Annotated in this window: 28 protein-coding genes; 13 read left to right on the top strand and 15 right to left on the bottom strand. The window is 69.0% G+C overall.

Going from position 1 to position 25191, the window contains the following annotated elements; genetic code table 11:
• The first annotated feature begins 28 nt into the window (after positions 1 to 28).
• The 4 genes from ACIBX3_RS00475 to ACIBX3_RS00490 all read left to right on the top strand — a co-directional run bounded on the left by ACIBX3_RS00475 (position 29) and on the right by ACIBX3_RS00490 (position 3549).
• Positions 29 to 1030, top strand: a complete 1002-nt coding sequence (locus tag ACIBX3_RS00475; RefSeq protein ID WP_397111598.1) for an ABC transporter substrate-binding protein — start codon at positions 29 to 31, stop codon at positions 1028 to 1030.
• Complete coding sequence (locus ACIBX3_RS00480) at positions 1027 to 1842, top strand: ABC transporter permease (RefSeq protein WP_397111599.1); 816 nt, start codon at positions 1027 to 1029, stop codon at positions 1840 to 1842. Before ACIBX3_RS00475 ends, ACIBX3_RS00480 begins: the two co-directional genes overlap by 4 nt.
• Positions 1839 to 2678, top strand: a complete 840-nt coding sequence (locus tag ACIBX3_RS00485; protein ID WP_397111600.1) for an ABC transporter permease — start codon at positions 1839 to 1841, stop codon at positions 2676 to 2678. Before ACIBX3_RS00480 ends, ACIBX3_RS00485 begins: the two co-directional genes overlap by 4 nt.
• Positions 2679 to 2778: 100 nt before the next feature.
• A complete protein-coding gene (locus ACIBX3_RS00490) occupies positions 2779 to 3549 on the top strand; it encodes an ABC transporter ATP-binding protein (protein WP_397111601.1) in 771 nt (256 codons plus the stop codon).
• A 34-nt stretch (positions 3550 to 3583) separates the two neighbouring features.
• Here the strand turns inward: ACIBX3_RS00490 and ACIBX3_RS00495 are convergent, their stop codons facing one another.
• The gene (locus ACIBX3_RS00495) at positions 3584 to 4060 is read right to left on the bottom strand and encodes an NUDIX hydrolase (protein ID WP_397111602.1); all 477 of its coding nucleotides are present in this window, start codon (positions 4058 to 4060) and stop codon (positions 3584 to 3586) included.
• A 103-nt stretch (positions 4061 to 4163) separates the two neighbouring features.
• Between ACIBX3_RS00495 and ACIBX3_RS00500 the strand changes: the two genes are divergently transcribed.
• From ACIBX3_RS00500 to ACIBX3_RS00515, 4 genes are read left to right on the top strand one after another with little or no spacing between them, the layout of a single operon-like run.
• Complete coding sequence (locus ACIBX3_RS00500; protein WP_397111603.1) at positions 4164 to 4505, top strand: ArsR/SmtB family transcription factor; 342 nt, start codon at positions 4164 to 4166, stop codon at positions 4503 to 4505.
• Positions 4495 to 5091 (top strand): TIGR03086 family metal-binding protein, encoded by a 597-nt coding sequence (locus ACIBX3_RS00505; RefSeq protein WP_397111604.1) that lies wholly within the window; start codon positions 4495 to 4497, stop codon positions 5089 to 5091. The genes ACIBX3_RS00500 and ACIBX3_RS00505 overlap by 11 nt, the downstream gene beginning before the upstream one ends.
• Complete coding sequence (locus tag ACIBX3_RS00510) at positions 5079 to 5558, top strand: SRPBCC family protein (protein WP_397111605.1); 480 nt, start codon at positions 5079 to 5081, stop codon at positions 5556 to 5558. Before ACIBX3_RS00505 ends, ACIBX3_RS00510 begins: the two co-directional genes overlap by 13 nt.
• Before the next feature lie 5 nt (positions 5559 to 5563).
• Positions 5564 to 5905, top strand: a complete 342-nt coding sequence (locus ACIBX3_RS00515; RefSeq protein WP_397111606.1) for a YciI family protein — start codon at positions 5564 to 5566, stop codon at positions 5903 to 5905.
• A 13-nt stretch (positions 5906 to 5918) separates the two neighbouring features.
• On the opposite strand, the gene ACIBX3_RS00520 is transcribed toward ACIBX3_RS00515, so the two are convergent.
• Positions 5919 to 7343, bottom strand: coding sequence for a glycoside hydrolase family 6 protein (locus ACIBX3_RS00520; protein WP_397111607.1), 1425 nt, complete (start codon positions 7341 to 7343; stop codon positions 5919 to 5921).
• A gap of 132 nt (positions 7344 to 7475) precedes the next feature.
• On the opposite strand from ACIBX3_RS00520, the gene ACIBX3_RS00525 reads away from it, so the two are divergent.
• Positions 7476 to 8030 (top strand): hypothetical protein, encoded by a 555-nt coding sequence (locus tag ACIBX3_RS00525; RefSeq protein WP_397111608.1) that lies wholly within the window; start codon positions 7476 to 7478, stop codon positions 8028 to 8030.
• A 110-nt stretch (positions 8031 to 8140) separates the two neighbouring features.
• Here ACIBX3_RS00525 and ACIBX3_RS00530 read toward each other — a convergent pair whose 3' ends face one another.
• On the bottom strand, positions 8141 to 8689 hold the full coding sequence (locus tag ACIBX3_RS00530) for a GNAT family N-acetyltransferase (RefSeq protein ID WP_397111609.1): 549 nt from the start codon (positions 8687 to 8689) through the stop codon (positions 8141 to 8143).
• Positions 8690 to 9147: 458 nt separating this feature from the next.
• Between ACIBX3_RS00530 and ACIBX3_RS00535 the strand changes: the two genes are divergently transcribed.
• Positions 9148 to 9693, top strand: a complete 546-nt coding sequence (locus tag ACIBX3_RS00535; RefSeq protein ID WP_397111610.1) for a GrpB family protein — start codon at positions 9148 to 9150, stop codon at positions 9691 to 9693.
• A 58-nt stretch (positions 9694 to 9751) separates the two neighbouring features.
• Here ACIBX3_RS00535 and ACIBX3_RS00540 read toward each other — a convergent pair whose 3' ends face one another.
• The 6 genes from ACIBX3_RS00540 to ACIBX3_RS00565 all read right to left on the bottom strand — a co-directional run bounded on the left by ACIBX3_RS00540 (position 9752) and on the right by ACIBX3_RS00565 (position 17300).
• Entirely contained in the window at positions 9752 to 10330 is a 579-nt protein-coding gene (locus ACIBX3_RS00540; RefSeq protein ID WP_397111611.1) for a GTP-binding protein, read from the bottom strand.
• On the bottom strand, positions 10311 to 10715 hold the full coding sequence (locus ACIBX3_RS00545; RefSeq protein WP_397111612.1) for a DUF742 domain-containing protein: 405 nt from the start codon (positions 10713 to 10715) through the stop codon (positions 10311 to 10313). The genes ACIBX3_RS00540 and ACIBX3_RS00545 overlap by 20 nt, the downstream gene beginning before the upstream one ends.
• 22 nt (positions 10716 to 10737) lie before the next feature.
• Complete coding sequence (locus ACIBX3_RS00550) at positions 10738 to 11151, bottom strand: roadblock/LC7 domain-containing protein (RefSeq protein ID WP_201760494.1); 414 nt, start codon at positions 11149 to 11151, stop codon at positions 10738 to 10740.
• A gap of 9 nt (positions 11152 to 11160) precedes the next feature.
• Complete coding sequence (locus ACIBX3_RS00555; RefSeq protein WP_397111613.1) at positions 11161 to 14439, bottom strand: nitrate- and nitrite sensing domain-containing protein; 3279 nt, start codon at positions 14437 to 14439, stop codon at positions 11161 to 11163.
• 177 nt (positions 14440 to 14616) lie between these two features.
• A complete protein-coding gene (locus ACIBX3_RS00560) occupies positions 14617 to 16014 on the bottom strand; it encodes an aminobutyraldehyde dehydrogenase (RefSeq protein ID WP_397111614.1) in 1398 nt (465 codons plus the stop codon).
• A 14-nt stretch (positions 16015 to 16028) separates the two neighbouring features.
• Complete coding sequence (locus tag ACIBX3_RS00565; RefSeq protein WP_397111615.1) at positions 16029 to 17300, bottom strand: glycosyltransferase; 1272 nt, start codon at positions 17298 to 17300, stop codon at positions 16029 to 16031.
• Between the two features lie 125 nt (positions 17301 to 17425).
• Here ACIBX3_RS00565 and ACIBX3_RS00570 point away from each other — a divergent pair, with 125 nt between their 5' ends.
• A complete protein-coding gene (locus ACIBX3_RS00570; protein WP_397111616.1) occupies positions 17426 to 18031 on the top strand; it encodes a TetR/AcrR family transcriptional regulator in 606 nt (201 codons plus the stop codon).
• Here the strand turns inward: ACIBX3_RS00570 and ACIBX3_RS00575 are convergent.
• From ACIBX3_RS00575 to ACIBX3_RS00590, 4 genes are read right to left on the bottom strand one after another with little or no spacing between them, the layout of a single operon-like run.
• Positions 18025 to 19074: an ABC transporter ATP-binding protein gene (locus ACIBX3_RS00575; RefSeq protein ID WP_397111617.1), complete on the bottom strand. Its 1050-nt coding sequence runs from the start codon at positions 19072 to 19074 to the stop codon at positions 18025 to 18027. The two genes, ACIBX3_RS00570 and ACIBX3_RS00575, sit on opposite strands and share 7 nt — an antisense overlap.
• Positions 19061 to 19921 (bottom strand): ABC transporter permease, encoded by an 861-nt coding sequence (locus ACIBX3_RS00580; RefSeq protein ID WP_397111618.1) that lies wholly within the window; start codon positions 19919 to 19921, stop codon positions 19061 to 19063. Before ACIBX3_RS00580 ends, ACIBX3_RS00575 begins: the two co-directional genes overlap by 14 nt.
• Positions 19914 to 20768: an ABC transporter permease gene (locus ACIBX3_RS00585; protein WP_397111619.1), complete on the bottom strand. Its 855-nt coding sequence runs from the start codon at positions 20766 to 20768 to the stop codon at positions 19914 to 19916. Before ACIBX3_RS00585 ends, ACIBX3_RS00580 begins: the two co-directional genes overlap by 8 nt.
• 5 nt (positions 20769 to 20773) lie before the next feature.
• Positions 20774 to 21895 (bottom strand): spermidine/putrescine ABC transporter substrate-binding protein, encoded by a 1122-nt coding sequence (locus ACIBX3_RS00590; protein ID WP_397111620.1) that lies wholly within the window; start codon positions 21893 to 21895, stop codon positions 20774 to 20776.
• Positions 21896 to 22225: 330 nt separating this feature from the next.
• Between ACIBX3_RS00590 and ACIBX3_RS00595 the strand changes: the two genes are divergently transcribed.
• Together ACIBX3_RS00595 and ACIBX3_RS00600 are read left to right on the top strand one after the other, a co-directional pair.
• The gene (locus ACIBX3_RS00595) at positions 22226 to 23242 is read left to right on the top strand and encodes a hypothetical protein (protein WP_397111621.1); all 1017 of its coding nucleotides are present in this window, start codon (positions 22226 to 22228) and stop codon (positions 23240 to 23242) included.
• Positions 23239 to 24267, top strand: coding sequence for an SIS domain-containing protein (locus ACIBX3_RS00600; RefSeq protein WP_397111622.1), 1029 nt, complete (start codon positions 23239 to 23241; stop codon positions 24265 to 24267). The genes ACIBX3_RS00595 and ACIBX3_RS00600 overlap by 4 nt, the downstream gene beginning before the upstream one ends.
• On the opposite strand, the gene ACIBX3_RS00605 is transcribed toward ACIBX3_RS00600, so the two are convergent.
• Both ACIBX3_RS00605 and ACIBX3_RS00610 read right to left on the bottom strand, forming a co-directional pair.
• Entirely contained in the window at positions 24264 to 24830 is a 567-nt protein-coding gene (locus ACIBX3_RS00605; protein ID WP_397111623.1) for a GTP-binding protein, read from the bottom strand. The two genes, ACIBX3_RS00600 and ACIBX3_RS00605, sit on opposite strands and share 4 nt — an antisense overlap.
• Complete coding sequence (locus ACIBX3_RS00610) at positions 24811 to 25179, bottom strand: DUF742 domain-containing protein (protein WP_397111624.1); 369 nt, start codon at positions 25177 to 25179, stop codon at positions 24811 to 24813. Before ACIBX3_RS00610 ends, ACIBX3_RS00605 begins: the two co-directional genes overlap by 20 nt.
• Between the last annotated feature and the right edge of the window lie 12 nt (positions 25180 to 25191).

The following is a 25191-nucleotide window of genomic DNA, read 5'->3' on the forward strand; positions in this document are numbered from 1 at the left end:
CTGGCTCCATCTGAAGGGAGTCCCTGACATGAGGCTTGGCCGTCCCGCCAGGGCCGCCATCATCGGATTAGCTTTGACACTCGGCGCCGTCGCGTGCAGCACGGGCGGCTCCACGACCGCCAGCGCACCACCGGCCGCCACCGCCGCAGGCGGTCTGGAGAAGACCAAGATCAAGATCGCTACTCTGCCCGCCATCGACAGCGCCGCCCTCTACGTCGCGATCGACCAGAAGCTCTTCGAGAAGGAGGGGCTGGAGGTCACCCCGCAGGTGGTCCAGGCCGCGCCCGAAGCCATTCCCATGATGCTGAACGGCGAGATCGACGCCATGTTCGGCAACTACGTGTCGATGTTCGCCGCCCATGACAAGGGCGCGCTCAAACTGCGCATCCTGGCCGAGGGCTCGCGTGCCGCCCCCGACTCGCTGAGCATCATGGCGCTGCCCAACTCGCCCATCAAGACGGCCAAGGACCTCGAAGGCAAGACGATCAACGTCAACGTCCTGCGCAACTTCCAGGAGCTCGCGCTCACGCAGGTGCTGAAGGCCAACAACGTCGACCCGGCCTCGATCAAGTACGTCGCGGTGACGTTCCAGAACATCATGCCCTCGTGGAAGAGCGGTCAGATCGACGCCGCCTACCTGGGCGAGCCCATGGTCACGGCGGCCACCACCAAGGAGGGCGCCCGCAAGATCCTCGACCCGGCCTCCGGTCCCGCGGCCGAGTTCCCGATCTCCGGCTACGTCAGCACCCAGGACTGGTACGACAAGAATCCGAAGGTCGCGGCGGCGTTCCAGCGGGCCATCCACAACGCGGCCAAGCTGATGGAGAACAACCGCGAGGCGGTGGCCAAGGTGCTGCCGACCTTCACCCAGATCGACGCGGCCACGGCCGCCACCGTCACGTTCCCGTACTTCTCCAGCAACGACAACCCGGTCCGCCTGCAGCGCGTGGCTGACTGGATGCTGGAGGCCAAGTGGCTGTCCAAGGCGATCGACGTCAAGGCGCTCATGTCGCCGACCACCTCCGGGTGAGCGCTCAGACCCTGACCCGCGTCCGCCCGGCCGGCACCGCCACGCGGTGGTCGCGCCGGGCGGCCGGGGCCGTCGCCTTCGCCGCGCTGATCGAGCTGCTCAGCCGGACGGGCCTGGCCGATCCCGAGTTCCTGCCGCCCGCGACGGAGATCGCCGGGCGGGCGGTGACGCTCGTGGCCAATCCGGCCTTCCGCGCACACGCCCTGACCAGCCTGCTGGCCTGGACCGCCGGGCTCGGCCTCGCGACGCTGATCGCGGTGCCGCTCGGCCTGCTGCTCGGCAGCGTGCCGATCATCGACGCGGCGACCCGCTCGGTCGTGGAGTTCCTGCGGCCGATCCCCTCCGTGGCGCTGATCCCGCTGGTGGCGCTCGTCATCGGCACGGGCCTGCAGCTGAGGGTCACGCTCGTGGTCTATGCCTCGCTGTGGCCGATTCTCTACAACACGATGTACGGCCTGCGCGGCGTCGACCCCGTGGCCAAGGAGTCGCTCAGGTCGTACGGCTTCGGCCCGTTGTCGGTGCTGCTGCGGGTGTCGCTGCCGTCGTCGGCGCCCTTCATCACGACCGGCGTCCGGCTGGCCGCCGGAGTGGCGCTGATCCTGACCGTCAGCACCGAGATCGTGGCCGGGCGGGGCGAGGGCATCGGGGTGTTCATCTTCTTCGCCGGCATCGCCGTGCCCGCGCGGATGGCCGACATCCTGGCCGGGGTCTGCTGGGTGGGGCTGTTCGGGGTCGCGGTGAACGCGCTGCTGGTCGCCTTCGAACGGCGGGCGTTCCGCTGGCATCACGCGCGGTTGGGAGAGCAGGGATGAAGGCCACCGCAGAGGTCGCCGCACGGACCGGGATCGTCAGGACGACCCGGACCGCCCGGCGCCGGGGTGTGCGGACGGCGGCCTTCCGCTGGCTGGTGCTGGTCGTGCTGGTCCTCGTGTGGGAGGCGGCCACCAGAGCGTCGGGCAGCGCGTTCTTCCCCACGCCGAGCACGATCGTGACGCGGATGCACGCGTTGTGGTTCTCCGGGCCGCCCGGCACGCTGTTCCTGACCGACCAGGCCATCGAGAACATCCTGCCCAGCCTCGGCCGGATGGCCGCCGGGTTCGCCGGGGGCGCGCTGGCCGGGGTCGTGCTCGGGCTGGCGCTGGGGTTGTCGGCCCGGGTGTACGACTATCTGGACGGAGTGCTGCAGTTCCTGCGGGCGATCCCGCCGCCCGCGCTGGTCACGGTGTTCCTGGTGTTGTTCGGGTTCGGGCTGCGGATGCAGCTGGCGTTCATCATGTTCAGCATCGTGTGGCCGGTGCTGCTCAACACCGCCGACGGCGCTCGTTCCGTGGAGCCGCTGCACCTGCAGACGTGCCGGGTGTTCCGGCTGTCGCGAACCGAGCGGCTGCGCCGGGTGATCATTCCGTCGGCGCTGCCCAAGATGTTCGCCGGGCTACGGCTGGCGCTGTCGCTGTCGCTGATCGTCATGGTGTTCTCCGAATTGCTGCCCGGGACCACGAACGGCATCGGGTTCCAGCTCACGGACGCGTACTCTATGTTCGACCTGCCCGCCATGTGGGCCGGGATCGTGCTGCTCGGAGTGCTCGGCTACGTGCTGAACGAGCTCTTCCTGGTCGTGGAGCGCCGGGTGCTCGCCTGGCGTACGTGAAAGAGGTTTACGCGCCGGACATGTCCCATCGTTTCGCACTCCGATATGGTTTTGTCCTGACTCTCGACCCGTCTGCGGTCTTGCCCCCAAGGAACCCCCATTGCTCGAGATAGACAACCTCTCCCACGTCTACGGCGCAGGCACCCCTAACGAGCACCGCGCCATCGACGGTCTCAACCTGAGCGTCGCCGCGGGCGAACTGCTGTGCATCGTCGGGCCGTCGGGCTGCGGGAAGTCGACGCTGCTGCGTTCGATCGCCGGCCTGATCAACCCCACGGGCGGCCAGGTCACCGTCGAGGGCAACCTGGTGCGCCAGACGCCGGACAACCTGGCCGTGGTCTTCCAGGACTACAGCCGCTCGCTGTTCCCGTGGATGTCGGTGGTGGACAACGTGGCGCTGCCGCTGCGCCGTAAGAACATGGACAAGCGGGCGCGGCGCGAGGCCGCCCACGAGGCCCTGGAATCGGTCGGGCTGTCGGGCGCGGAGCGCAAATACCCGTTCCAGCTGTCGGGCGGCATGCAGCAGCGCGTGGCGATCGCGCGGGCGCTGGCGTACCGGCCGTCGCTGATGCTCATGGACGAGCCGTTCGGCTCGGTGGACGCGCAGACCAGGGAGGACCTGGAGGACCTGGTCCTCAAGGTTCGCGGGCACCACCAGATGACGATCGTGCTCATCACGCACGACATCGACGAGAGCGTGTACGTCGGCGACCGCGTGGTGGTCCTCTCCAAGGCCCCCGCGCACGCGGTCGGCGACCTCAAGGTGGACCTGCCCGAGCCCCGCGACCAGATCACCACCCGCGAGCACCCTGACTTCGTGCACCTGCGCGCCGAGGTGGGCCGCCTGGTTCGCGGTCACGCGGCTGTCTGAGGCCGCGCTGTCGCGGATGTGAGCGGGGCCTCGGTCAGGCCGGTCCTCCGGCGTGCCCCAGCAGCGCCGCGAGCGGCTCTCGGATGTCGGCGGGATGCAGGTTGAGCTCGTCGAACTCGTCGGCCGTCACCCACATGAGCTCGAAGCTGTTGTCCGGCCCGTGTGCCTCGGCCTCGCTGCCGGACAGGACGGGTGTGCCCTTGACCTCCGCCAGCAGGAAGTAGGAGGCCGGGCGGCGGTTGTGCCGCCCGGTCCACAGCAGCCGATCGATCCTGCCCTCGAGCGTCGTCTCCTCGGTGAGCTCCCGCAAGGCCGCCGTCTCCGCGCTCTCGCCCTCCTCGACGTGACCACCGGGCAGCACGGCGTAGTGGTGCCCCGGGCACATCGGCCCCCGCCCGCCGGCGGCGTCGCACATGGCGCAGCCCTCGGAGCGCGCCTGCCTGAGGAAGCGCTTGATGATCAGCACTCGGGGCCCGTCGACCACCACGGCGACGGCTCTGGGAATCGGCATGTGCCCGATCATGACATCCGCCTCCGACAATCGAGGGCCGCCTCCTGGATGTCGTCCGCCGACCCCATTTGACAACCGATCGGTTATATTAATACTTGGTGATGTGAGTACCGAAAGTCTCGATGCCACCTTCGCGGCGCTCGCCGATCCGACGCGCCGGGCGATCCTGGCCCGGCTCAGGGCGGGCGAGGCCACGGTGATGGAGCTGGCGGCGCCGTTCGCCATGACGCAGCCGGCGATCTCCAAACACCTCAAGGTCCTGGAGCGGGCGGGGCTGATCTCCCGCGGCAGGGACAGGCAACGGCGTCCCTGCCGCTTGGAGGCCGGTGCGCTCAAGGAGGCGACCGACTGGCTGGAGAGCTACCGGGAGTTCTGGGAGGACCGCTACGAGAGCCTCGACGTCCTCCTCGACGAGCTCAAGAAAGGCGACACCCATGAGCAGTGAGACAACCGATCGCTACCGGCGCCGGGCCGACGCGTTCGAGCGCAAGGTCGTGTCCGTCCGTCCGGACCAGTGGTCCAACCCGTCTCCGTGCGAGAAGTGGACGGCCACGGACGTGGTGCGGCACATCGTGGACATGCATGGGGCGATGCTGCGGCCCCTCGGGCGTTCTCTCAGCCCGGCGCCGTCGGTGGACGACGACCCGGTGGCGGCCTTCCGCGCCGCCCGCGCCGACGTGGAGGCGATCCTGGAGGACCCGTCACTCGCCGGCCGGGAGTGCGACACGCCGACCGGCCGGATGACGGCGGAGCGGCACATCGACCAGGTCGTCAGCGACGACCTCCCGCCGCACGGCTGGGACCTCGCCCGCGCCACCTCCCAGGACGACACCATGGACCCCGAAGACGTCGAGCGGGCCTGGTCGGCGATGCGCGCGATTCCCGGCGAGCTGCTGGAGAAGTTCCGGACGCCGGGCGCGTTCGGACCGGGGATCGAGGTGTTCGGCCCGGAGGTGAAGGTCGCGGAGGACGCCTCCGATCAGGACAAGCTGCTGGCCTTCATCGGGCGGGATCCGCAGTGGCGGCCCTGACCGTCGCGACGCCGTCGGACCGCGCGATCGTCATGAAGCGGTCGTTCGACGCCCCCTGCCACCTGGTCTTCGCCGCGTGGACCAGGCCGGAGCTGATCTCCCGCTGGTACGGCGCGAAGGGCTGGGACATCGTCGACGCGCGGATCGACCTGCGGGTGGGCGGCGTGTGGCGGTTCGTCTGGCAGGGGCCGGGCGGCGCCACCATGGCCTCCGGCGGCGTCTACCGCGAGATCGTCACACCCTCGCGGCTGTCGTACACGGAGTCGTTCGACGACCACTGGTATCCGGGCGAAGCGCTGGTCAGCCACGACTTCGCCGAGCAGGGCGGCACCACCACGCTCACCACGACGCACCTGTTCGCCTCCCGGCAGGCGCGCGACCTGGTGATCCTCTCCCCGATGGCCCGCGGGGTGGCCGAGGGCTACGAGCGGCTCGACGACGTGCTCGCGACGAAAGGGATGCGATGAAATACATGTTGATGCAGTTCGGCGACGAGTCCGCGCTGAGCGCCAAGTCCCGGGAATGGGTCCAGCAGATGATCAAGTTCATGACCGAGTTCACCACGGGGCTCAAGGAGTCCGGTGAGCTGCTGGCCGACGAGGGTCTGGCACTCGCCCCGAACGCGAAAGTCGTCAGCATCGAGGACGGCGCGGTGGCCACCCGGGACGGCACGTTCACCGATCCCGAGCAGTCGCTGGCCGGCTGGTGGCTGGTGGACGTCGTGGACGAGGCGAGAGCGCTCGAACTGGCCCGTCAGATCGTCGCCGGAGCCGGTGAGCCCGTGGCGGTCCGCCGCTGCCACGAGCTCCCCTGAGCCCGGCGGCGCGTCAGGAACCGCCGTTGATCAGTGCCATCGCCAGCTCGGGGCTGAACTTCCCGGCCGGGGTGTTCGGCGGAGCGATGCCGCACTGTCCGTCGGAATCCCCGGGCACCTTGACCCAGAGGAGGTACTCGGCGCCGCTCCCCTGCTGGGTGGGTGGCGTCCCGAGCCGGCGCTCGGGCGGGTTGCACCAGTTGTCCTCGGGGGTCGGGTCCGTGTACGGGCCGTTGCCGTTGCGGCTGGTGTCGATCACGTACGGCTTGGCGCCGACCGTGCCGGACAGGCGACCGTTGAGCGCGGTGGCGTACGCCTCGCTGTCGTCGGTCGTGATGTAGTTGGACACGTTGAGCGAGAAGCCGCGGGTGTTGGCGATGCCGGACTTGACCAGCATCGGTGCCATACGGTCGGCCGAGATCCAGGTGGCGTTGCCCGCATCGAGGTAGACCCAGGCATTGGGTGCCTGGGCGCGCAGCACCTGGGTGGCGTCCAGCAACATCCGATACTGATCCTCCGGGTCCTTTCCGATCTTGGCGACGCATTCGGCGGCGGCCACCGCGTCCGGCTCCAGCACGACGATCGCGTGCCTGCTGCCGATGGCCCCGGCGAACTCGGTGATCCAGTTGTGGTAGGCGGTGGCGTCGCCCGCGCCTCCGCCGGAGTGCCCCGCGCAGGCGTCACGGTTGGGGATGTTGTACGCCACCAGCATCGGCAGCCGATCCGCAGCCTGGGCGGCACCGACGTAGGAGTCCACGGCCAGCGTGAGGTCGCCGTACCAGCCGCCGAACCACTCGAAGATCGGCTTGCTGGCGATGTGCGCCTGGATGGCGTCCGCCTCTGGCGTGCCCGCGTGGTCGTCGGCCCACCTGGCGGGGTTCGAGCCGGTGGAGACGTACAGGGCGGTCGGGCGGGTCGTCTGCGTCTCCATCAGCGACACGTTGTCGAAGCGGACCGTCGGGACCCCGCCGGAGCCGCCGAGTTGGAAGGTCACCTCGGCGGCCGTGTCGGTCGCGGCAGCGGCCACGAAGGGAATGCTGTATCGCTTGCTCGCCGTCGTGAGCTGCACGTTCGTGGCCAAGGACTGATTGGTGCTCGGGGTGGCCACGTACTGGACAGTGGCGCGGGCCGTGAAGACGGTGTCGGAGTACGCGTCGAACGACAACGTGTAGCTCTTGCCGGGGTTGAGTGCGGCGGTGGAGGGCGCGGCGACCATGGCGTCCCAAGGGTTGGCGACGGCCCTCTTCACATCCACCCGCATGCGCCCGGAGTCGGCCGCGACCGTCGTCTGGCCGATCGCGGTCCATGGGGCGGTGGAGCCGGTGAAGGTGCCGTTGCCGATGAGCTGGGCGGCGGCGGAGGCGGGGGGTGGGGCCAGGAGTAAAGCGGTCAGGGAGACGGCGGCTAAGGCCACGATCTTGCCTGCGATGGAGCGCACGTGTTCACCTTTCGGCGGGGGCATCGCTGTTGATCATCACTGACGCTCCTGACAGGGTCAATAATCCCTGTGAAGCGGAATCAGCACTCCCCGTAGGCCGTTCCCTCCGGTATGGGGAAGCTCGATGAACGCGTGGACCAGCATTTTTGGGTGGCGTTCCCGGCGAGTGCCCTGCTCATCGGCGCGATTCCCGTGATCCTCTGGCAGCAGGTGGCCGACCAGGCCGAGTTCTGGCCGCGTCTCACGGCGGGCGCCGTGATCGGCACGGGGCTCGTGGCCCTCGTCTCCTTCCCGGTGCTCTTCCGCAGGACACGCCGGACGGCACTGAACACGCTGGCCCTGGTCATCGCGCTGGGGCTGCTGGTGGCGGCCGCAATGGCGGCATACAGCGTGCGGCTCCCGCTTCCGCTGGCGGACCCCGGTCAGGCCGAGCTCGTGGGCGCCGCGGCGATGATCACCGCCTGGGGCGCCGTGGCGGTGCTGGGAATGGGCCGTTACGCGGTCGCCGGGCCGGCGCGCGGCCGCCGGCACTGTGGTTTCATCGAGGAGTTCGGCGGGGGCGCAGAGTACGCGGCGGCCTGCGAGTGCGGCTGGCGCGGCCAGGTCGTTCAGGACAGCTCGGTGGCCTTCACCCGCGCGGGCGACCACGCGAACACGGTGCGGCTCACGATCCGGAAGATCTCATAGTCCCGGTGATCCAGCAGCGAGCTCGCGTATGCCCCGGCTCACCACGGATCTGATCACGAGCCGTTCGGCGGCGCGAGTAGTGCGGCAAGACGATAGGACGGGCCGAGAGATCAGGTCCTCAGCTGAACGCTGATCTGCGCACCGTACTCCCTGAAGCCCAGCGCCCGAGCGACTCGTCGCGACGGCTCCGGACGCGCTCTCCACTGCGGCAACAAGCCGTTGGCGAGCGCGTCGGCCACCGCCGCCGAGGCCACCAGGCGAGCCAGTCCACGCCCCCGATACCCCGAAGCGGTCAAGACCGCCATGTGCGCCGCCGCATCCAGCCACGGCCCATATCCCGCAGCCGCGATCACGTCGCGCCCCTCGCGGAGCACGAAGACCGGCGAAACAACCTCGTCAAGACCGCACTCATCGGCGTCCTGCTCGTCCACCGAGGCGATCAGAGCCTGGACGTCCCGATGCCCCGCCGGAAGACTTTCGACCTCACCGTCGATATGGGCGGCGGCGAAGTCCTCAGCATCGAGATACGCCAGCGTCGCCGGGCCCAGGACGTCCTGCACCGGCAGTTGACCCGCGAGCCGAGCAAGATCGATCTCCGTCTCTCCGAGGTGCCGGAGCAACGCGCCGCGCAACGGCTCGATCAGGGCGTCCTCGGGCACGGTGCTCAGAAGGGCGCCGTCCAGGGCGACGATGCCCGCCCATCCCGGCGGGCACAGCCACGAACCAGGCGAGGCGACGACGCTCGCCTCACCACGCCTGGGAAACACGACTGGGACACACGCCAAGTCCGCCCACAACCGACGCGCCCGATCCGACGAGCTCCGCGACACTCATCCATGATCCCGGCTGCCGACCATCTGCTGCAACGTGGTTGATTGTCTGGAGTGCCCGGATAGAGAGATCAATGTCGCGTCTCACCGCGTACAACACGTCGCCACCGCCCGGGCCCTGCGCAGCGGTTCGGGGATCGGCGGGAGGTCGGCGCTGCGGTCCGCGACCGCAGCGAGGCACTCCGGCGAGCCGCGTGCTCTTCCTGGAACACCTCCCGCACAACCTGCACGAGTGGCTGAGAGGGCAGGTGCGAGCGGGGCGGAGAGGCGGGTGGCACAATCGGGGCGTGGGAGATCCCGTCGAGATCGTGGACTACGATCCCGCGTGGCCGGCGCAGTTCGCGACGCTGGGCGGAGTGTTGCGTGAGGTGCTCGGCGACGCCGCGGCGCGGATCGATCACATCGGCTCCACCTCGGTGCCCGGCCTGGCCGCCAAGCCGGTGATCGACGTTCAGATCTCCGTGCGGTCATTCGAGCCGCTGGACGCCTTCAAGGCACCGCTGGAAGGCGTCGGTCTGGTGCATCGGCCGGACAACCCGGAGCTGACCAAGCGCTACTTCCGGGAGGCGCCGGGAAGTCGCCGCACCCATGTCCACGTGCGCGAAGCCGGCACCTTCTCCCAGCAACTCCCTCTGCTGTTCCGCGACTACCTGCGCGCCCACCCCGCCGCCGCGTCCGAGTTCGCGGACGTGAAACGGCGGTGTGCGGCGGAGTCCGGGGATGCGCGGCAGAAGTACGTCGCGGCCAAGGAGCCGTTCGTCTGGGACATTCTGCGTCAGGCGGACGCCTGGGCCCAGGGCATCGGCTGGAGACCGGGGCCGAGCGACGCTTGAGCTGGAGGAGGGTGCCGCCGGCCCACCTACGACAAGGCGGCACCCAGAGTGCGAACGTCTATACGGGCGTGTGCATGTGACGGGTCAGAGCATGCTCCACCAGGGTGATCAGGGTCGACTTGACCGACTCGCGCTGCCGCGCGTCCAGCCGCACGATCGGTATGTGACCGCCGATCGACAGCGCCTCCCGGATCTCCTCCTCCGCGTGCGCGAACTGCCCGTCCCAGCCGTTGATACCGATCACGAACGGCAGTTTCGCCTCTTCGAAATAGTCGATGGCCGGAAAACTGTCCGCGAGGCGGCGGGTGTCCACCAGGACGACCGCGCCGATCGCCCCTCGTACGAGGTCGTCCCACATGAACCAGAACCGGTGCTGCCCGGGCGTGCCGAACAGGTACAGGATCAGGTCACGGTCGAGCGAGACGCGGCCGAAGTCCATGGCGACGGTCGTGGTCGTCTTGTTCGGCGTGAGGGAGACGTCGTCCACGTGCGCGGACGCGTCCGTCATCACGGCTTCCGTGGTGAGCGGGAGGATCTCCGAGACCGCACCCACGAACGTCGTCTTCCCCACGCCGAAGCCCCCGGCCACGACGATCTTCGTCGAGGTTAGGCCGGGGCTAGAGCCTGCGAAGTCCACTGAGCACCCTTTCGAGCAAGTTCAGGTCCGGCTTTCCGGCGTCCAGCACAGGCTGGTGCACACGGATCAGGCCCTCCGACGCCATGTCGGCGATCAGCACCCGGACCACGCCGAGGGGCTGCTTTAGAAGGGCGGAGATCTCGGCAACCGACCGGACGTTCCGGGTCAGTTGGATGATTGCCTGATACTCCGGACTGAGTAGGGAAATGTCTTGGTATTCAGACGTCACGGAGGACACCAGCGCCTCCATGGCGAACTTCATCCGCGGTGCAGTGCGCCCCCCGGTCACGGCATAAGGCCGTACCAGGGAGCTCTGCTTCTGCGGACGGGGAGCCGCCGGATGCGGCGGAGTGCTATCACCAGCCCAACCCTGACCTGTCACCATGATCTCCTGTCACGCACCCCCGTTAGCGGGGGCGTGCCGCTTGCAGCTCTGCGCGTACGGCCGGAGTCAGGACCTGCCCCGCCCGCTCGACCAGCAGGGTCATCTGGTACGCCACCAGACCCATGTCGCAGTCGGGAGCGGCGAGGACCGCCAAGCAGGACCCATCACTGATGGACATGATCATAAGGAGCCCACGTTGCATTTCGATGACGGTCTGGGTCACCATTCCGCCTTCGAAGACCCGAGCGGCGCCCTGGGTCAGGCTGATCACACCAGAGGCGACCGCCGCGAGCTGGTCGGCCCGGTCCTTGGGGAACCCCTCGGAGAAGGCCAGCGGCAAGCCGTCGGACGACACCACGACCGTGTGCGCAACGCCTGGCACGTTGTTCACGAAGTCCGTGATCAGCCAGCTTATGCCGCGCGCTCCCTGACTCATCTCTCTCATTTAGTCCTCCTCATTTTCGTCTCCGCGGGTGAACGCTCGGCCCTGCCGGACACCCTGCTGGAAGCTGGAGAGCCGGCTGCGCAACCGCTCAGGCGAAATCTGCGGCGCCGGTGACGTGGGCTGGGGCTCGGCGAGGCTCGCCGTACCGGGCACCAGGTTGGCCTTGGGGACGCGGCGCGGCAGGCCCGAAGGGGTCGTGCCGCCCTGCGCGGGCTGCGCCGCGGCCTGCGCGGCCTGGAAACCGGAGTCCGCGGGCGAGGACCAGGACGCGCTCACCCCCGACGCCCCGGGCTTGCGCTGCGGCAGCGACGACCTGCCCGCGGTGTCGGCGGCGGACTGGGCCGGGGGCGAAGGCACGGCCGGAGCCGAGGGCGGATCGGCGTGCACCGCCCGACGCACCGTGGCGGTGTCCTCCTCGTACGAAGGCTCCGGCTCGGTACGCGGCTTCAGCACGTCGGGGTCCGGCCGCCGGAACCAGTCCGAACCGACCGACGAGAAGATCGGCAGGAACTCCTCGCCCTGCTCCTCCATGGGCGAGGTGCGCACCACGGGGAGCGGCCCGGTCATGTCCTGGGAGGAGTAGTCCCCCCGTCCGAACGGCCCGTAGTCGGACTGCCCGTTCTGCCCGAACCTGTCGGCGTGCCTGGGCTCCTCCGCGAACGGCAAGCCGTGGTCCAGGCCCGGCCGCGACTGCCGCTCATCGGTATCGAACATCGACCTGCCCGGCAGCGGGTCCGAGAAGGACGACCACCGGGGCGGCTCCTCCTGCTCCTTCGGCGGCTCGGTGGAGAACGACGGCCAGCGCGGCTCTTGCTCCTGCAGGGGCGGCGGCTGCTCGGCGAACGACGGCCACCGGTTCTCCGCGAACGACTGGGGCTGCACCGGCTCGGGCGGCGAAGGCTCCTCCGCGAACGACGGCCACCGGTTTTCCTCGGCGAACCAGCGGTGCTCCTCCTGCGGCGCCCCGGGCGAAGGCTCCTCGGCGAACGAAGGCCAGCGCGGCTCGTCCACCCCACCGGCAGGCGGCTGGTCCCCGAAGGCCGGCGGCCTGTCGCCGAACGCCATCGGCTGCTCACCGAAAGCGGGCTGCTCACCGAAAGCGGGCTGGTCACCGTAGACGGGCTGGTCACCGAAGGACGGCCAGTTGCCGGTCCCCGGCGCGGGAACCGAACCCGGCCACTGCGTGTCCACGACGTGGTCGGACGAGTCCCCGGGCTGCGAGTGACGCGGGCCCGACCCGTTCGTCGACGGCTGGCCGAACATGCTCGGGTCGAACGAGGTGAACGCCTCGTACTGCCCGCCCGGCTGGGGCACCCCGGCCCCGTTGGTGATGAGCATGTCGGGCAGCATGACCAGCGCGCTCAGGCCGCCCGTCTCCCGCATGCTGAGCTGCACCCTGACGCCGTGCCGCAGGGCCAGGCGGCCGACCACGAACAGGCCCATGCGCCGCGACACCGACACGTCCACGACCGGCGGGTTGGCCAGCCGCCAGTTCGCCTCGGCGAGCTCCTCCTGGCTCATGCCGATGCCCACGTCGTTGATCGTCACGAGCATTCCGCCCTCGGCGGGTGTGCTGGTGACCGTGACCTTGCTTTCCCGCGGGGAGAACGAGATCGCGTTCTCGATCAGCTCGGCGAGCAGGTGGACGGCGTCAGTGACGGCCGGGCCGACGATCAGCGTGCCGGACGGGATCTGGATGTGGACGCGCTCGTAGTTCTCGACCTCGGAGAGCGAGGCCCGGGCGATGTCGACCAGCGGCACCGGCTCGCTCCACTTGCGCGCGGCCTCCTGGCCGGCGAGGACCAGGAGGTTCTCGCTGTTGCGGCGCATGCGGGTGGCCAGGTGGTCGAGGCGGAAGAGGTTCGCGAGCCGCTGCTCGTCCTCCTCGCCCTGCTCCAGGCCCTCGATGAGCTGCAGTTGCCGCTCGACCAGCGTCTGGCTGCGCCGCGACAGGTTGACGAACATGGCGTTGACGTTGGCCCGCAGCTTGGCCTCGTCGCCGGCCAGCCTGATCGCCTCGCGGTGGACCTCGTCGAACGCCCGCGCCACTTCACCGATCTCGTCCCGCGTGTTGACGCCGACCGAGGGAACCTCGGGGATCCGCGCGTTGTCGCCGGCCTCCCGCAGCACGCGGACGGTCTCGGGAAGGCGGGAGGTGGCGACCTGGAGCGCCTCGGCCCGCAGCCTGCGCAGCGGGCGGACGAGCGAGCCGGCCACGCGGGTGGTGATGATCAGGACGAGGAGCAGCAGGACGAGGATCATCGCGCCGGAGATGATCGCGCTGCGCTGCTCGGCGTCGCTCAGGTCGCGGGATCTGGTCACGATCTCCGTGGCCATGGCCTCCTCGACCTCGCGCATGGCGCTGACGGCCAGTGTGGTGCTGTCGTGCCAGAGGGTCAGGTCGCGGGTGGTGGTGACGTCGAGGTCCCTGATCCGGTTGTTCTCGCGCATCTGGGCCAGCGCCCGCTGCCGCATGGAGTCGCCGCGGTCGATCTGCAGCCCTCTGACGCTCTGCCGGTATTCCTTCAGGTGGTCGGCGTCGACAGTCTGCTCGAAGGCGGCCAGCTCGGCCTGCTGCCTGTTCCAGGAGCCCAGGAAGTCGGTGAAGGCCTCATTGTCCAGCCGGCGCTCGACAAGTGCGACGATCATGATGATCTGCTGGCGCGAGACCTCTTCCTTCATGCGCGACATGGAGTCCAGCGCGGCCACGTCCCCTTGGAGATGGTCGTCGCTGATGCCGTCGGCCAGACTGTCCTCGATCGCCGAGAAGACGTCGATCATGGTGGTGTACGTGCCGATGGCCGCGCGGGGCGGCACGTTCCCCGACATGGAGGTACGCAGGCTGTCGAGGCCGTCCAGCCAGCGGCGCATGTTCGCCACGCCCTCCTGGATGCGGCTGGTGTACGCCCCGTCGATGCCGGAGACGGCGCTGACCACCTCGGTCTTCGCCTTGTCCGTGGCCTGCCGCTGCGTCTTGAGTTGGACGAGGCGCCCGGCCCTGCGGTCGGCGACGTACCACGCGGTGAGCGTGCGTTCCTTGGCCAGCTCCTGGTTGAGCGCGCCGACGCGCTGAACCAGCTCGGCGACCTGGGTCAGTCGCTGGTACTCGGCACCGGTGGCGATGGCGTTGGTCAACTGGATGCCTGCGAGGAGCACGCCCACGACCGTGGGGATGAGGATCAGCGCGACCAGCCTCGAGCGCACGCGCCAGTTGGCCAGCCGGAACCTTCCGCCTGTGTACTCCCCCGACCGCGTGTGCCTGGGGTCTTTCGTCCTCACTGACTCTCGCAACCTCTCGCCGGTACGTGCTCGAAAAAAATCAGACACGCGTGTGGCGCATGGGATTTAGTCCGGCTGGGTAATTGGAACACAACCCGTACCAGATGGGCCAACCGAACATACCCCATCAAACACGCCCGTCACAGCACTTCAGGGCGTATATCGCCGTACACGTTCTCAGGCGGGCCGGAAAGAATCCCGCTCGACCGGTGCCGCGTGCTTCACCATGAGGTGCCGCGTCACCGAATACTCCAGGACCGCTTCCTGGCTCATGTCCTTGCCGAACCCGCTGCCCTTCACCCCGCCGTGCGGCGCCTCGCTGGCGATGGGCAGATGGTCGTTCACCCAGGTCACGCCCACATCCAGCCGATGCGCGACACGCATCGCCCGCGACACGTCGCGCGACCAAACCGACGATGCCAAACCGTACCTGGTGTCGTTGGCCAGCCGGACCGCCTCCTCCTCGCCGTCGAACGGCAACACCACCAGGACCGGCCCGAACAGCTCGCCTTGCACGATCTCGCTGTCCTGTGCGACATCCGTCACAAGCGTGGGCGAGTAGAAGAATCCCGGCCCGCCCGCCGGAGCGCCGCCGTGCAGCACGCGCCCGCCGGAGCGGGAGACGAACCCGTGCACCCGGTCCCGGTGGGCGGCCGAGATCAGCGGGCCGATGTCCGTCGCCGGGTCCCACGGGTCTCCAAAGGAGATTTCGGCAAGAGTTGCCCGGATCGCCTCCACCGCGTCACCGAAGATCTCCCCGGCGACGTAGACGCGGGTGGCGGCCGTGCAGTCCTGCCCGGTGTTGTACGTCGCCCCCATGGCCACGCCGCGGGCCGTCTCCGCCAGGTCGGCGTCCTCGAAGACCAGCGCCGGCGCCTTGCCGCCGAGCTCCAGGTGCACCCGCTTGAGCGTGGCGGCGGCGCCGGACATCACGGCCCGGCCGGTCTCCGTGGAGCCCGTGACGCTCACCATGTCCACGCCGGGGTCGGTGACCAGCGCCTGGCCCACCTGGGCATCCCCGGTGACCGCCTGGACGAGCCCGTCCGGCGCTCCGGCCTTGGCGAACAGCTCGGCCAGCCGCAGCGTCGTACGCGGTGTCTGCGGCGCCGGTTTGATCACCACCGCGTTGCCCGCGGCCACCGCCGGGCCGAGCTTCCAGACGGCCATGACGAACGGAAAGTTCCACGGTGCGATCGACCCCACCACCCCGACGGGGCGGCGCAGCATGACCGAGGTGTAACCGGGGCTGAACACCCCGGCGCCCGAGCCCTCCAGCGAGCGGGCGGCGCCCGCGAAGAAGCGCAGGTTGTCCACGGCGAACGGCAGCTCGCCGTCCCTGAACACCGCCGCCGGCTTGCCGGTCTCCTCCACCTCGAGCCTGGTCAGCTCCTCGGCGTCGGCCTCCACGAGATCGGCCAGCCGCAGCAGCAGCCGCGCGCGCTCGGCCGGGGTCGTCTGCGACCACTCCTCGTACGCGGCACGCGCGGCCCGTACGGCCGACGCCACGCCCTCCACCGGCGTGTCCGGAATCTCGGCGCACGGAAGCCCGGTGGCGGGGTTGATCAGTTCACGCATGGAAAGTCATGTCCTCACTGGCCGAGCTGCTCGATCAGGTCAGCGGCCTTGCGCAGGCCGTCGCGACGCCGGATCTCCTCGCCCGCGGCGGCGAGCCGAGCCCGCAGCTCGGTGTCGCCGAGCAGCCGGGCGACCGCTCCCGTCAGTTCCTCGTCGGTGAAGGTGTAGGTGGAAAGCCTGACACCATAGCCCATTTCATCGACCCGCTGGGCGTTGTCGTACTGGTCCCAGAAGAGCGGCAGCAGGATCATCGGCTTGCCGAAGTGCAGCGCCTCGGTGGTCGTGTTGTTGCCGCCGTGCGTGATGACCAGGTCACACTGAGGAATGATCTTGGTCTGCGGGAGGAACTCGGCGCCCCACATGTTGTCGGCGAGCTTGATCTCCGCGTGCAGCGGCCCCTTGGAGACGATGTACTGGTGCGGCGTGGCGGCCAGCACGTCGATCACCCGCTGCATGAGCTCCACGTCGGAGGAGCCCAGCGAGCCGAGCGAGAAGTAGATCAGCGAGCCATCGTTGCGCTCGAAGGGCAGCTCGAACTCCTCGTCGGTCTCGCGGACCGAGGAGTCGAGCCGGTGCCAGGTCGCGCCGAGCGGGCGGGCGTCGGCGTAGTCGAGGATCTCCGGGTAGACGTAGAGGTTCAGGTCGCCCTCGTGGATGAAGTCGAGGTCGGGCAGCGGCTCGGTGCCCTGCTCGACGCACCACTCGTTGAAGGCGGTCCACAGCTCGCGGTGGGTGCGGTCGTACTCGGCGCGGAAGGCGTCCCACTCGGAACGGTCGCCGGCGGGCAGGCCGGAGAACACCGGCGCGACGTTCTCCCCGCGCACCTCCAGCGGGTTGCAGGAGACGATGCGGACGAACTTCTTGCCCGCCGTGAGCAGCGCCGGGAACGTGATCACGTTGTCCTCGACGATCACATCCGGGTTCACCCGCTCGATGATGGCCTTGAGCTGCGGCTCGCAGTACTTCGCACCCTCGATCAGCTCGGCCCAGATGGGCGCGGTGACGGTCTCGAGCTGCTCCTGCGTGCTCTTGCGGTATTCGGGCGCGGTCTCGCGGATGAAGTCCTTCCAGAACTGGCCCGGGTCCTGCTCCTCGGCGTTCTCCGGCGGCGGGGCCAGGTCGACGAGGTCCTCCTCGAACCCGAGCGCCTCCAGCTTGCCCTTCCACGACGCCTCGGCGGCGAAGACGACGCGGTGGCCGCGGCGGCGCAGGATGTCGCCGATGCCGATGGAGTTGTTGGTCGGGCCGTACGCGCTTTCCGGCATGAACAGGATCGTGAGAGACATCGAGACTCCGGGGGATCTCAGCGAGTTGAAGGGCAATTCAAAAACGTGTCTAGCGTGATGGTCAAGTTAAGGGCACTATGGTCACGGCTAACTGAACAACAGCCGAACGAGTGAAGGTGGTGGGGGTGACCAAGCGCAAGAGCCGGAGCGACCGCCGCCTCGATTTGATCGAGGCCGCGCGCAAGGCCATCGTCCGCCACGGGATCGACGGGACGCAGCTCTCGCACGTGGCCGAGGAGGCCGGGCTGACCTCCGGCGCCGTGCTCTACCACTACCCCGACCTCGGCGAGCTGCTGGTCGAGGCGCAACACGCGGGCATGGAGCGCTTCTACGAGCAGCGGGTGCGCCGGCTGGCCGACTTCACGGACCCGGCCGAGAAACTGGTCGTCACGATCAGGTCCGGCCTGCCCACCGGGCCGCTCGACCCGGACGTCCGGCTGCTCAACGAGCTCGGCGGGGCCGCGGGCCGCAACCGGGTCTACGGCGTCCTGCTCACCTCGCTCTACGACCGCCAGGTGTCGATGTACCAGGCGATCCTGGACACGGGGTCCGCGCTGGGCGTGTTCAAGCTGAGCTCGGACTCGCAGACGATCGCGCGCAACCTGGTGTCCCTGGAGGACGCGTACGGCTACCGCATCACGGCCAGGCACCCGGTGATCGGCCCCGAGGAGGCGGCCGAACTGATCCTGTCCTACGCCCGCACGGCCACGGGCAACGACCTGGCTCATTGATCGACCGCCATGATGACCGCGTCCTCGGCGGCCCATCGGACCTTGACCTTGGCGCCCGTCCGCACCGTGCCGGCTCCCTGCACGGCCGCCAGCACCGGCTTGGGGTGCCCGGGCACGCCCACGGAGATGTGTGACACGCCGCCGTAGAAGGCGACGTCCAGAACGCTGCCCGGGAGACCTCTGACGGCACTCTCGTCGGCGAGGTCTATCTTTTCCGGACGTACCGCCAGAAGCGCCGCAGAGCCCCCCACAAGCTCCGTGAGCGGCGTTCCGGGCAACATCCCGAACTCCTCGCTCTTGAGCGCCTCCAGGCCACTTGCGACGCCGCGGAAGAGGTTGTTGGCGCCGACGAAGTCCGCCACGAACGGCGACCTCGGCCGCTCGTAGAGCGCGACCGGCTCGTCCACCTGACGCACCCTGCCGCTGTCGAAGACCGCGATGCGGTCGGCCAGCGACATGGCCTCCTCCTGGTCGTGGGTGACGACCACGAACGTGATGCCGACCTCGTGCTGCAGCCGCTTCAGCTCCAGCTGCATGTCGGCGCGGACCTTCTTGTCCAGCGCCGACAGCGGCTCGTCGAGCAGCAGCAGGCGGGGGCGCTTGACGATGGAACGCGCCAGCGCGACCCGCTGCCGCTGCCCGCCGGACAGCTGGGCGGGCCTGCGGTTCGCGTGCTGCGACAGGCCCACGGTCTCCAGCACCTCGCCGACGCGCTGCTTGATCTCTTGGCGCGCCAGCCGCTCCCGCTCCAGCCCGTAGGCCACGTTCTTGGCCACGGTCATGTGGGGGAACAACGCGTATGACTGGAACATCAGGCTGATCGGCCGCCGGTTCGGCGCCTTGGCCAGCAGGTCCTCGCCGTCGAGCGAGACCCTGCCGCGGTCGGGCGTCTCGAACCCGGCGATGATGCGCAGCAGCGTGGTCTTGCCGCAGCCGGAGGGCCCCAGCAGGGCGAAGAACTCGCCCTGCTCGATCTGGAGCGAGACGTCGTCGAGCGCGGTGACGTCCCCGAACCTCCGGGTGACGCCGTCAATCTTGAGCACGTGACACTCTCTTACTGGTCGAGTCCGCCTCACCTTGCACCTGGAGGTCCACACGTGGTCCTCCAGGTGTGCGCTTCGGCTCCCTCTCCCCGATCTTGGTCAGTCGCTGCCCGGCGATCACCGCCGTGAAGCTCACCAGGAGCAGGATTGCGGCCAGGGCGTTGATCTTCGGGGTCACCCCGAAACGGATCATGGAATAGATGACGATCGGCAGCGTCGGCTCGGCGTTCCCGATCGTGAAGAAGGCGATCACGAACTCGTCCAGCGACAGCGTGAACGCCAGCAGTGCGCCCGCGACGATGCCGGGCGTGAGCTGCGGCAGCGTGATCTTCAAGAACGTGACCACCGGCCCGGCCCCCAGGTCGCGCGAGGCCTCCTCCAGCGAGGAGTCGGCGCCCGACAGCCTGGTGCGCACCACCGCCGCGACGAACGCCATCGAGAAGAGCGCGTGCGAGAGCATCACCGACTGCAGGCCGAGCGTCATCTGGATCAGGCTGTAGAACATCAGCAGCCCGATCGCCAGGACCAGGTCGGGAAGCACGGCCGGCATCAGCGCGAGCGCGTCCAGGGCCTTCGACCTGGTGTGCCGGGCCAGGCCCACGGCCAGCAGCGTGCCGAGCACGGTCGCGATCACGGTCGAGCCCGCGGCCACCACCAGCGTGTTGACCACGCCGGTCATGATCCGCTGGTCCTCGGCCAGCGCGCCGTACCACTTGAGGCTGAAGCCCTCGTACGTGTACGCCGAACTGCCGGAGTTGAACGACATGACGACCAGCACGACGATCGGCAGGTAGAGGAAGAGGTACGTCGCCCAGAACGGGACGTACAAGAGCTTGGACCTACGCACGGCGGGCCGCCCATGCCTGCGCGAGCAGCAGCAAGACCAGCACTGCGATGAGCGCCAGCGTCACCGTCGAGGCGAACGGCCAGTCGCGCGCCTTCAGGAACTCGTTGCGGATCACGTTGCCGGCCATCAGCGTCTTGCCGCCGCCGAGGATCTCGGGAATGACGAAGTTCCCGAAGCTCGGCACGAACACGAACAGGCAACCGGTCAGCACACCCGGCACCGTGAGCGGCAGCGTCACCTTGCGGAACGTGGTGAACCCGGAGGCCCCCAGGTTGGCCGACGCCTCGCGCAGTTGCGGGTCGAGCTTCTCGATGGCGGCGTACAGCGGCAGCACCATCAGCGGCAGGTACGAGTAGAGCAGGCCCACCACGATCGTGCCCTCTTTGTAGAGCAGCTCCAGCTCCGTGCCCAGCAGCGAGTTCACCAGGCCGGGCCCGCTCAGCAGGATGATCCAGGCGTACATCCGGATGATGAAGTTCGTCCAGAACGGCAGCACGACCATCACCAGCGCCACAGTCTTCCACTTCCTGGGCAGCTGGGCGATGAGGTAGGCCGTCGGGTAGCCGAGCAGCAGCGCGAGCAGCGTCGTGAGGCCGGCGATCTTCAGCGACCCGCCGAGCACGCTCAGGTAGAGCGGGTCGATCAGGCGGGTGAAGTTCTCGGTCGTGAACTCGTACACCACGCCGCCGAAGCGCCCACGCTGGAACACCGTGTAGCTCAGCACCAGCGCCAGCGGCACCAGCAGCAGCACGACCAGGTACGTCAACCCGGGCGAGAGGAAAACGAACGCGCCCAGCCGGCGTCCCCTCGCATGGGACACCGGCCGGGCCTCAACCTCAGACTTCACCGCGACTACGACTGCGTGACTTCGCTCGACAGGCGGGTGTACTTGGTCGACGACTGACCCAGGTCGATGATCGACTCACCGTCGAGCAGCTCTGCGGGCTTGATGCCGAGCAGCGAGCCCTTGGGGACCTGCACCTTCTCCATGGCGGCCTTGTTGGGCACCTTGTAGTTGATGTTCTGGGCGGCCCAGCTGTGGATCTCGGGGTCGAGGACGTAGTTGATCAGGGCGTGCGCCGCCTCCTTGTTCTTGGAGGACTTCATGATCACCATGGTGTCCACCCAGAGGTCGCTGCCCTCCTTCGGCACCTTGAAGGCGATGTTGCCCTTCGGGTCCGTGGTCGGGCACCAGCCGTCCCACGCCTCGACCATGACGGCCTCGCCGGACTTCAGCAGGTCGCCGAACGTGGTGTCGTCGTACTTGAGCAGGTGAGGCTTGGCCGCCATCAGCAGCTCCTTGACCTTGGCGATCTCCTCGTCCTTGTCGGTGTTGACCGAGTAGCCGAGGGACTTGAGCGCGGGCAGGGCCAGCCAGCGCTCGGTGGTCATCATCGTGACCTTCTTGTCGGCCCAGGCAGGAGGCTTGAGAAGATCGTTCCAGCTCGTCGGCTCGGCCTTCACCAGGTCCGTGCGGTAGCAGATGCCGGTGGTGCCCCAGGTGTAGGGCACGGAGTACTTGTTGCCCTTGTCGTAGGACAGCTGGGTGGCCTCGGGGTAGAGGTTGGCCAGGTTGGGGATCAGCTCGGGATGGATCGGCTCCAGAAGGCCCTGCTCGTTGAGCGCCTGGGCGTACTGGCCGGACACGAACGCCACGTCGACGCCGCTGTCACCGGAGGCGGTGAGCTTGGCCATCGCCTCCTCGTTGGTGGCGTGGAGGGTGATCTTCATGTCCTTGACCTTGAGCTTCGCCTTGACCTTCTCAGGAAGCTCCTTGGGCGTGTAACCGTCCCAGACCGTCACTTGGAGTGACTGTTGCGACAGATCCGCGTTGGGCTTGAGCTGATCGGCTGCCGCCACGGTCGTGCCTTCTGAGCCGTTCGACGACTCACCGCCGCACGCCGCTACGGCAAGCGCGAGGCCGGCCGCCGCCGCGGCAGCCGGAAGACGACGGGTGAACCGGGTACGAGACACGGCCGCTACTCCTTCTGAATGTGCGATGTACGAGGGGTCGCGCGACCTTACCGGACACAGCAGACCAGACCAGGAGTGTTGCAGCAGTAGTCAACATGAGCAAGACTTTTCCCCACATTGCTACCAGGAAGTTTGTTCTACGTGTTGAATTCGTATTCAATTGCTCGGCGATTGATCTCGCTGGGTGAGAAACCCCTTACCGCCCGAGATCGCGGGCTCACCGCCGCTCTCCTGACGGTGTTGGAGGGGGAGGTGCCGCCGCCGTTCACCGTACGACGCTTCCTTCCGTTGCCCAGCCTCCCGTACGACCTTGGAGATCTCCACACCGGGGTGCCTACTGAGCGTGATTTCGGCGCTCACGTGGACCAGACGAACTACTCGGTCGTGGTGGCCGAAAAGGTGGTCGTCAAGTGGCTGACCCCGCCGGCGCCGCTTCCCCACCCCACCCCGGACCTCCTCGCCCACCTCGTTGAGGCGGGCTTCAACGAGACAGCCCCGCCTTATGCCGCCCTGACGGGGCCGGTGGACGGCCGCGAATGCCTCCTGGCCCTGGTGACCGGCTTCCTGCCGGAGGCCAGGGACGGCTGGGAGTGGTGCGTCGACGAGGCCGCCGCCGGCCGCACCGCCTTCGCCACCGCCCTCGGCCACCTCACCGCCGGCCTCCACCTCGCCCTCTCCACCTTCCCCGCCTCTTCACCGCACGAGGACACCTCACCAGAGGAACGGACCCCGCCAAGCGCCGGTGCGGCCAGCACCCGTACGACGCAGCCCGGCGGGACACCGGCGGCCGTGCGGGCGGAGGCGGCGCTCGCCGAGGCGCTCGCACTCACGGACGGCGAGGACGGCCGCTGGCTGGCCGCCGGAGCCGAGCGCCTCAGACACGAGCTGACCAGGCTCAACGCCCCCATCACCACCCCGCGGATCAGGATCCACGGCGACCTCCACGTGGGCCAGATCCTCAAATGGCAGGACGGCTACGCGGTCATCGACTTCGACGGCAACCCCACGGTCGCGGACGCCGACCCGCACCAACCGGCCGCCAGGGACGTGGCCCAGCTGACGACGAGTCTGGAGCACGTGGCCCAGGTGGCGATCAAGAGGAGGGCCACCCCACCCGACCGGGCGGCGGCCTGGGCGGCCGAGGCCCGCGCCACCATGCTGGCCGCCTACCGCGCCCGCCTGGCCGCGCGGAACCGCCCGGACCTCCTGGACGAGAACTTGATCCGCCCGTTCGAGGTCGAGCAGGAGTGCCGCGAGCTGATCTACGCCGCCCGCCACCTCCCCCGCTGGCGCTACGCCCCCATGGGCGTCCTGCGCACCTGGTACCCCGAGGAGAACATCACGTGAATCCTGAGCTCTACCTCTCCGACCTGGAGTCCAAGCCGGACGCCCTGGCGAACCTGGCCGACGCCCTCACCGCCGAGGACCCGTTCGAGAACCTCCCGGAAAGCCCGGCGAGGGTCCTGTTCCTGGGCATGGGCAGCTCCCGCTACGCCGCCGGCGTCGCCGCCCTGCGCCTGCGCGCCGCCGGCATCGACGCGTACGCCGACTACGCCTCAGCGGCGGCCACCTACCCGCCCTCACCCGGCACGCTGGTCGTCCCGATCTCGGCCACGGGCGGCAGCAGGGAGACCCTGGACGCCGTGGAGCGCTACGCGGGCGGCCCGGCTTTCGTGGCCGCGCTCACGAACTTCCCACCAACCAACCCCGGCCGACCTCCCGGCTTCCCACCAACCAACCCCGGCCGACCTCCCGGCGCGCCCGCATCGCCCCTCGCCGCGGGCGCCGATCAGGTGATCCCGATGCGGGCCGGCGAGGAACGCGGCGGGGTGGCTTGCCGTACGTTCCAGCACACGCTGGCGCTCCTCCTTGCCCTGGAGGCGAAGCTGACCGGGACGGGCCGCGACGTGCCCGCGCTGATCAGGCGGAGCGCCGAGGCCACCGCGGACCTCCTGGACCGCAGGGACGAGTGGCTCCCGCTGGTCATGGAGCTGCTGGACGGCCCCCACGGCGTGTACACGATCGCCCCCGCCGAGCGCCTGTCGTCGGCCGAGCAGTCGGCGCTCATGGTCCGGGAGGGCCCGCGCCGCCCCGCCGACGCCTGCGAGACGGGCGACTGGGCCCATGTGGACGTGTACCTGACCAAGACCCTCGACTACCGGGCCCTGTTCTTCCCCGGATCCCGGTACGACGCGCAGGCCATGGACTGGGTACGCGAGCGCGGGTCCACCGTGATCGCCGTGGGCGCGGAGGTGAAGGACGCCGCGGCCACCGTGCGGTACGCGTACGACGACGATCCGGACGTCGCCCTGCTGACCGAGACGCTGGTGGCGGAGCTGGTGGCAGCCTACTGGTGGGCCGACCAGGTTTAGTCGGCCCGGACGGAGACTGCGTGCTCCACGAGCGTGATGAGCGTGTTCTTGACCGCCTGCCGCTCGCGGGCGTCCGTCCGGACGATCGGGACGTGCGGCGAGAGCGTGAGCGCCTCCCGCACCTCGTTCTCGATGTGCGGAAACTCGCCGTTCCAGCCGTTGAGGCCGACGATGAACGGGAGGCCCGAGTCCTCGAAGTAGTCGACGGCGGGAAAACTGTCGGCCAGGCGCATGGAGTCAACGAGCACGACGGCGCCGATGGCGCCGCGTACGAGGTCGTCCCACATGAACCAGAACCGGTGCTGCCCGGGCGTGCCGAACAGGTAGAGGATCAGGTCACGATCGAGCGAGAGCCGGCCGAAGTCCATCGCCACGGTGGTGGTCGTCTTGCCGGGCGTGTGCCCGAGGTCGTCGATGCCCTGGGAGGCCTCGGTCATCACCGCTTCCGTGGTCAGCGGCATGATCTCGGAGACCGAGCCCACGAACGTGGTCTTGCCCACACCGAACCCGCCGGCCACAACGATCTTCGTGGAGGTGAGCCGGCTAGAGCCTGCGAAGTCCACTCAAAACCCTTTCGAGCAGGCCCCTGTCCGGCAGGCCCGCCTCCAACTGCGGCTGGTACACCCTGACCAGCCCATCCGCCTCCATGTCGGCGATCAGCACCCGCGCCACGCCGAGCGGGACGCCCAGCAGCGCGGAGATCTCCGCCACGGATCTCACTTGACGGCACAGCTCGCTGATCGCACGGTGTTCGCGGGCGTAGGTCGGTCCGAGCTGCACCGAGGTGGCCGACGATACCAGGGCTTCCATGGCGAGGTCGGTGCGCGGAGTGGTCCGGCCGCCTGTGACGGCGTACATCCGGACCAGCGAGCTGCGCTCGGGCTCCGCCTCCCCGTTGTGCCATGATGCCAACGTCTGCTCCCC

Origin of the sequence: Nonomuraea sp. NPDC049480 (genome assembly GCF_044465905.1) — a bacterium.
GTDB lineage: Bacteria > Actinomycetota > Actinomycetes > Streptosporangiales > Streptosporangiaceae > Nonomuraea.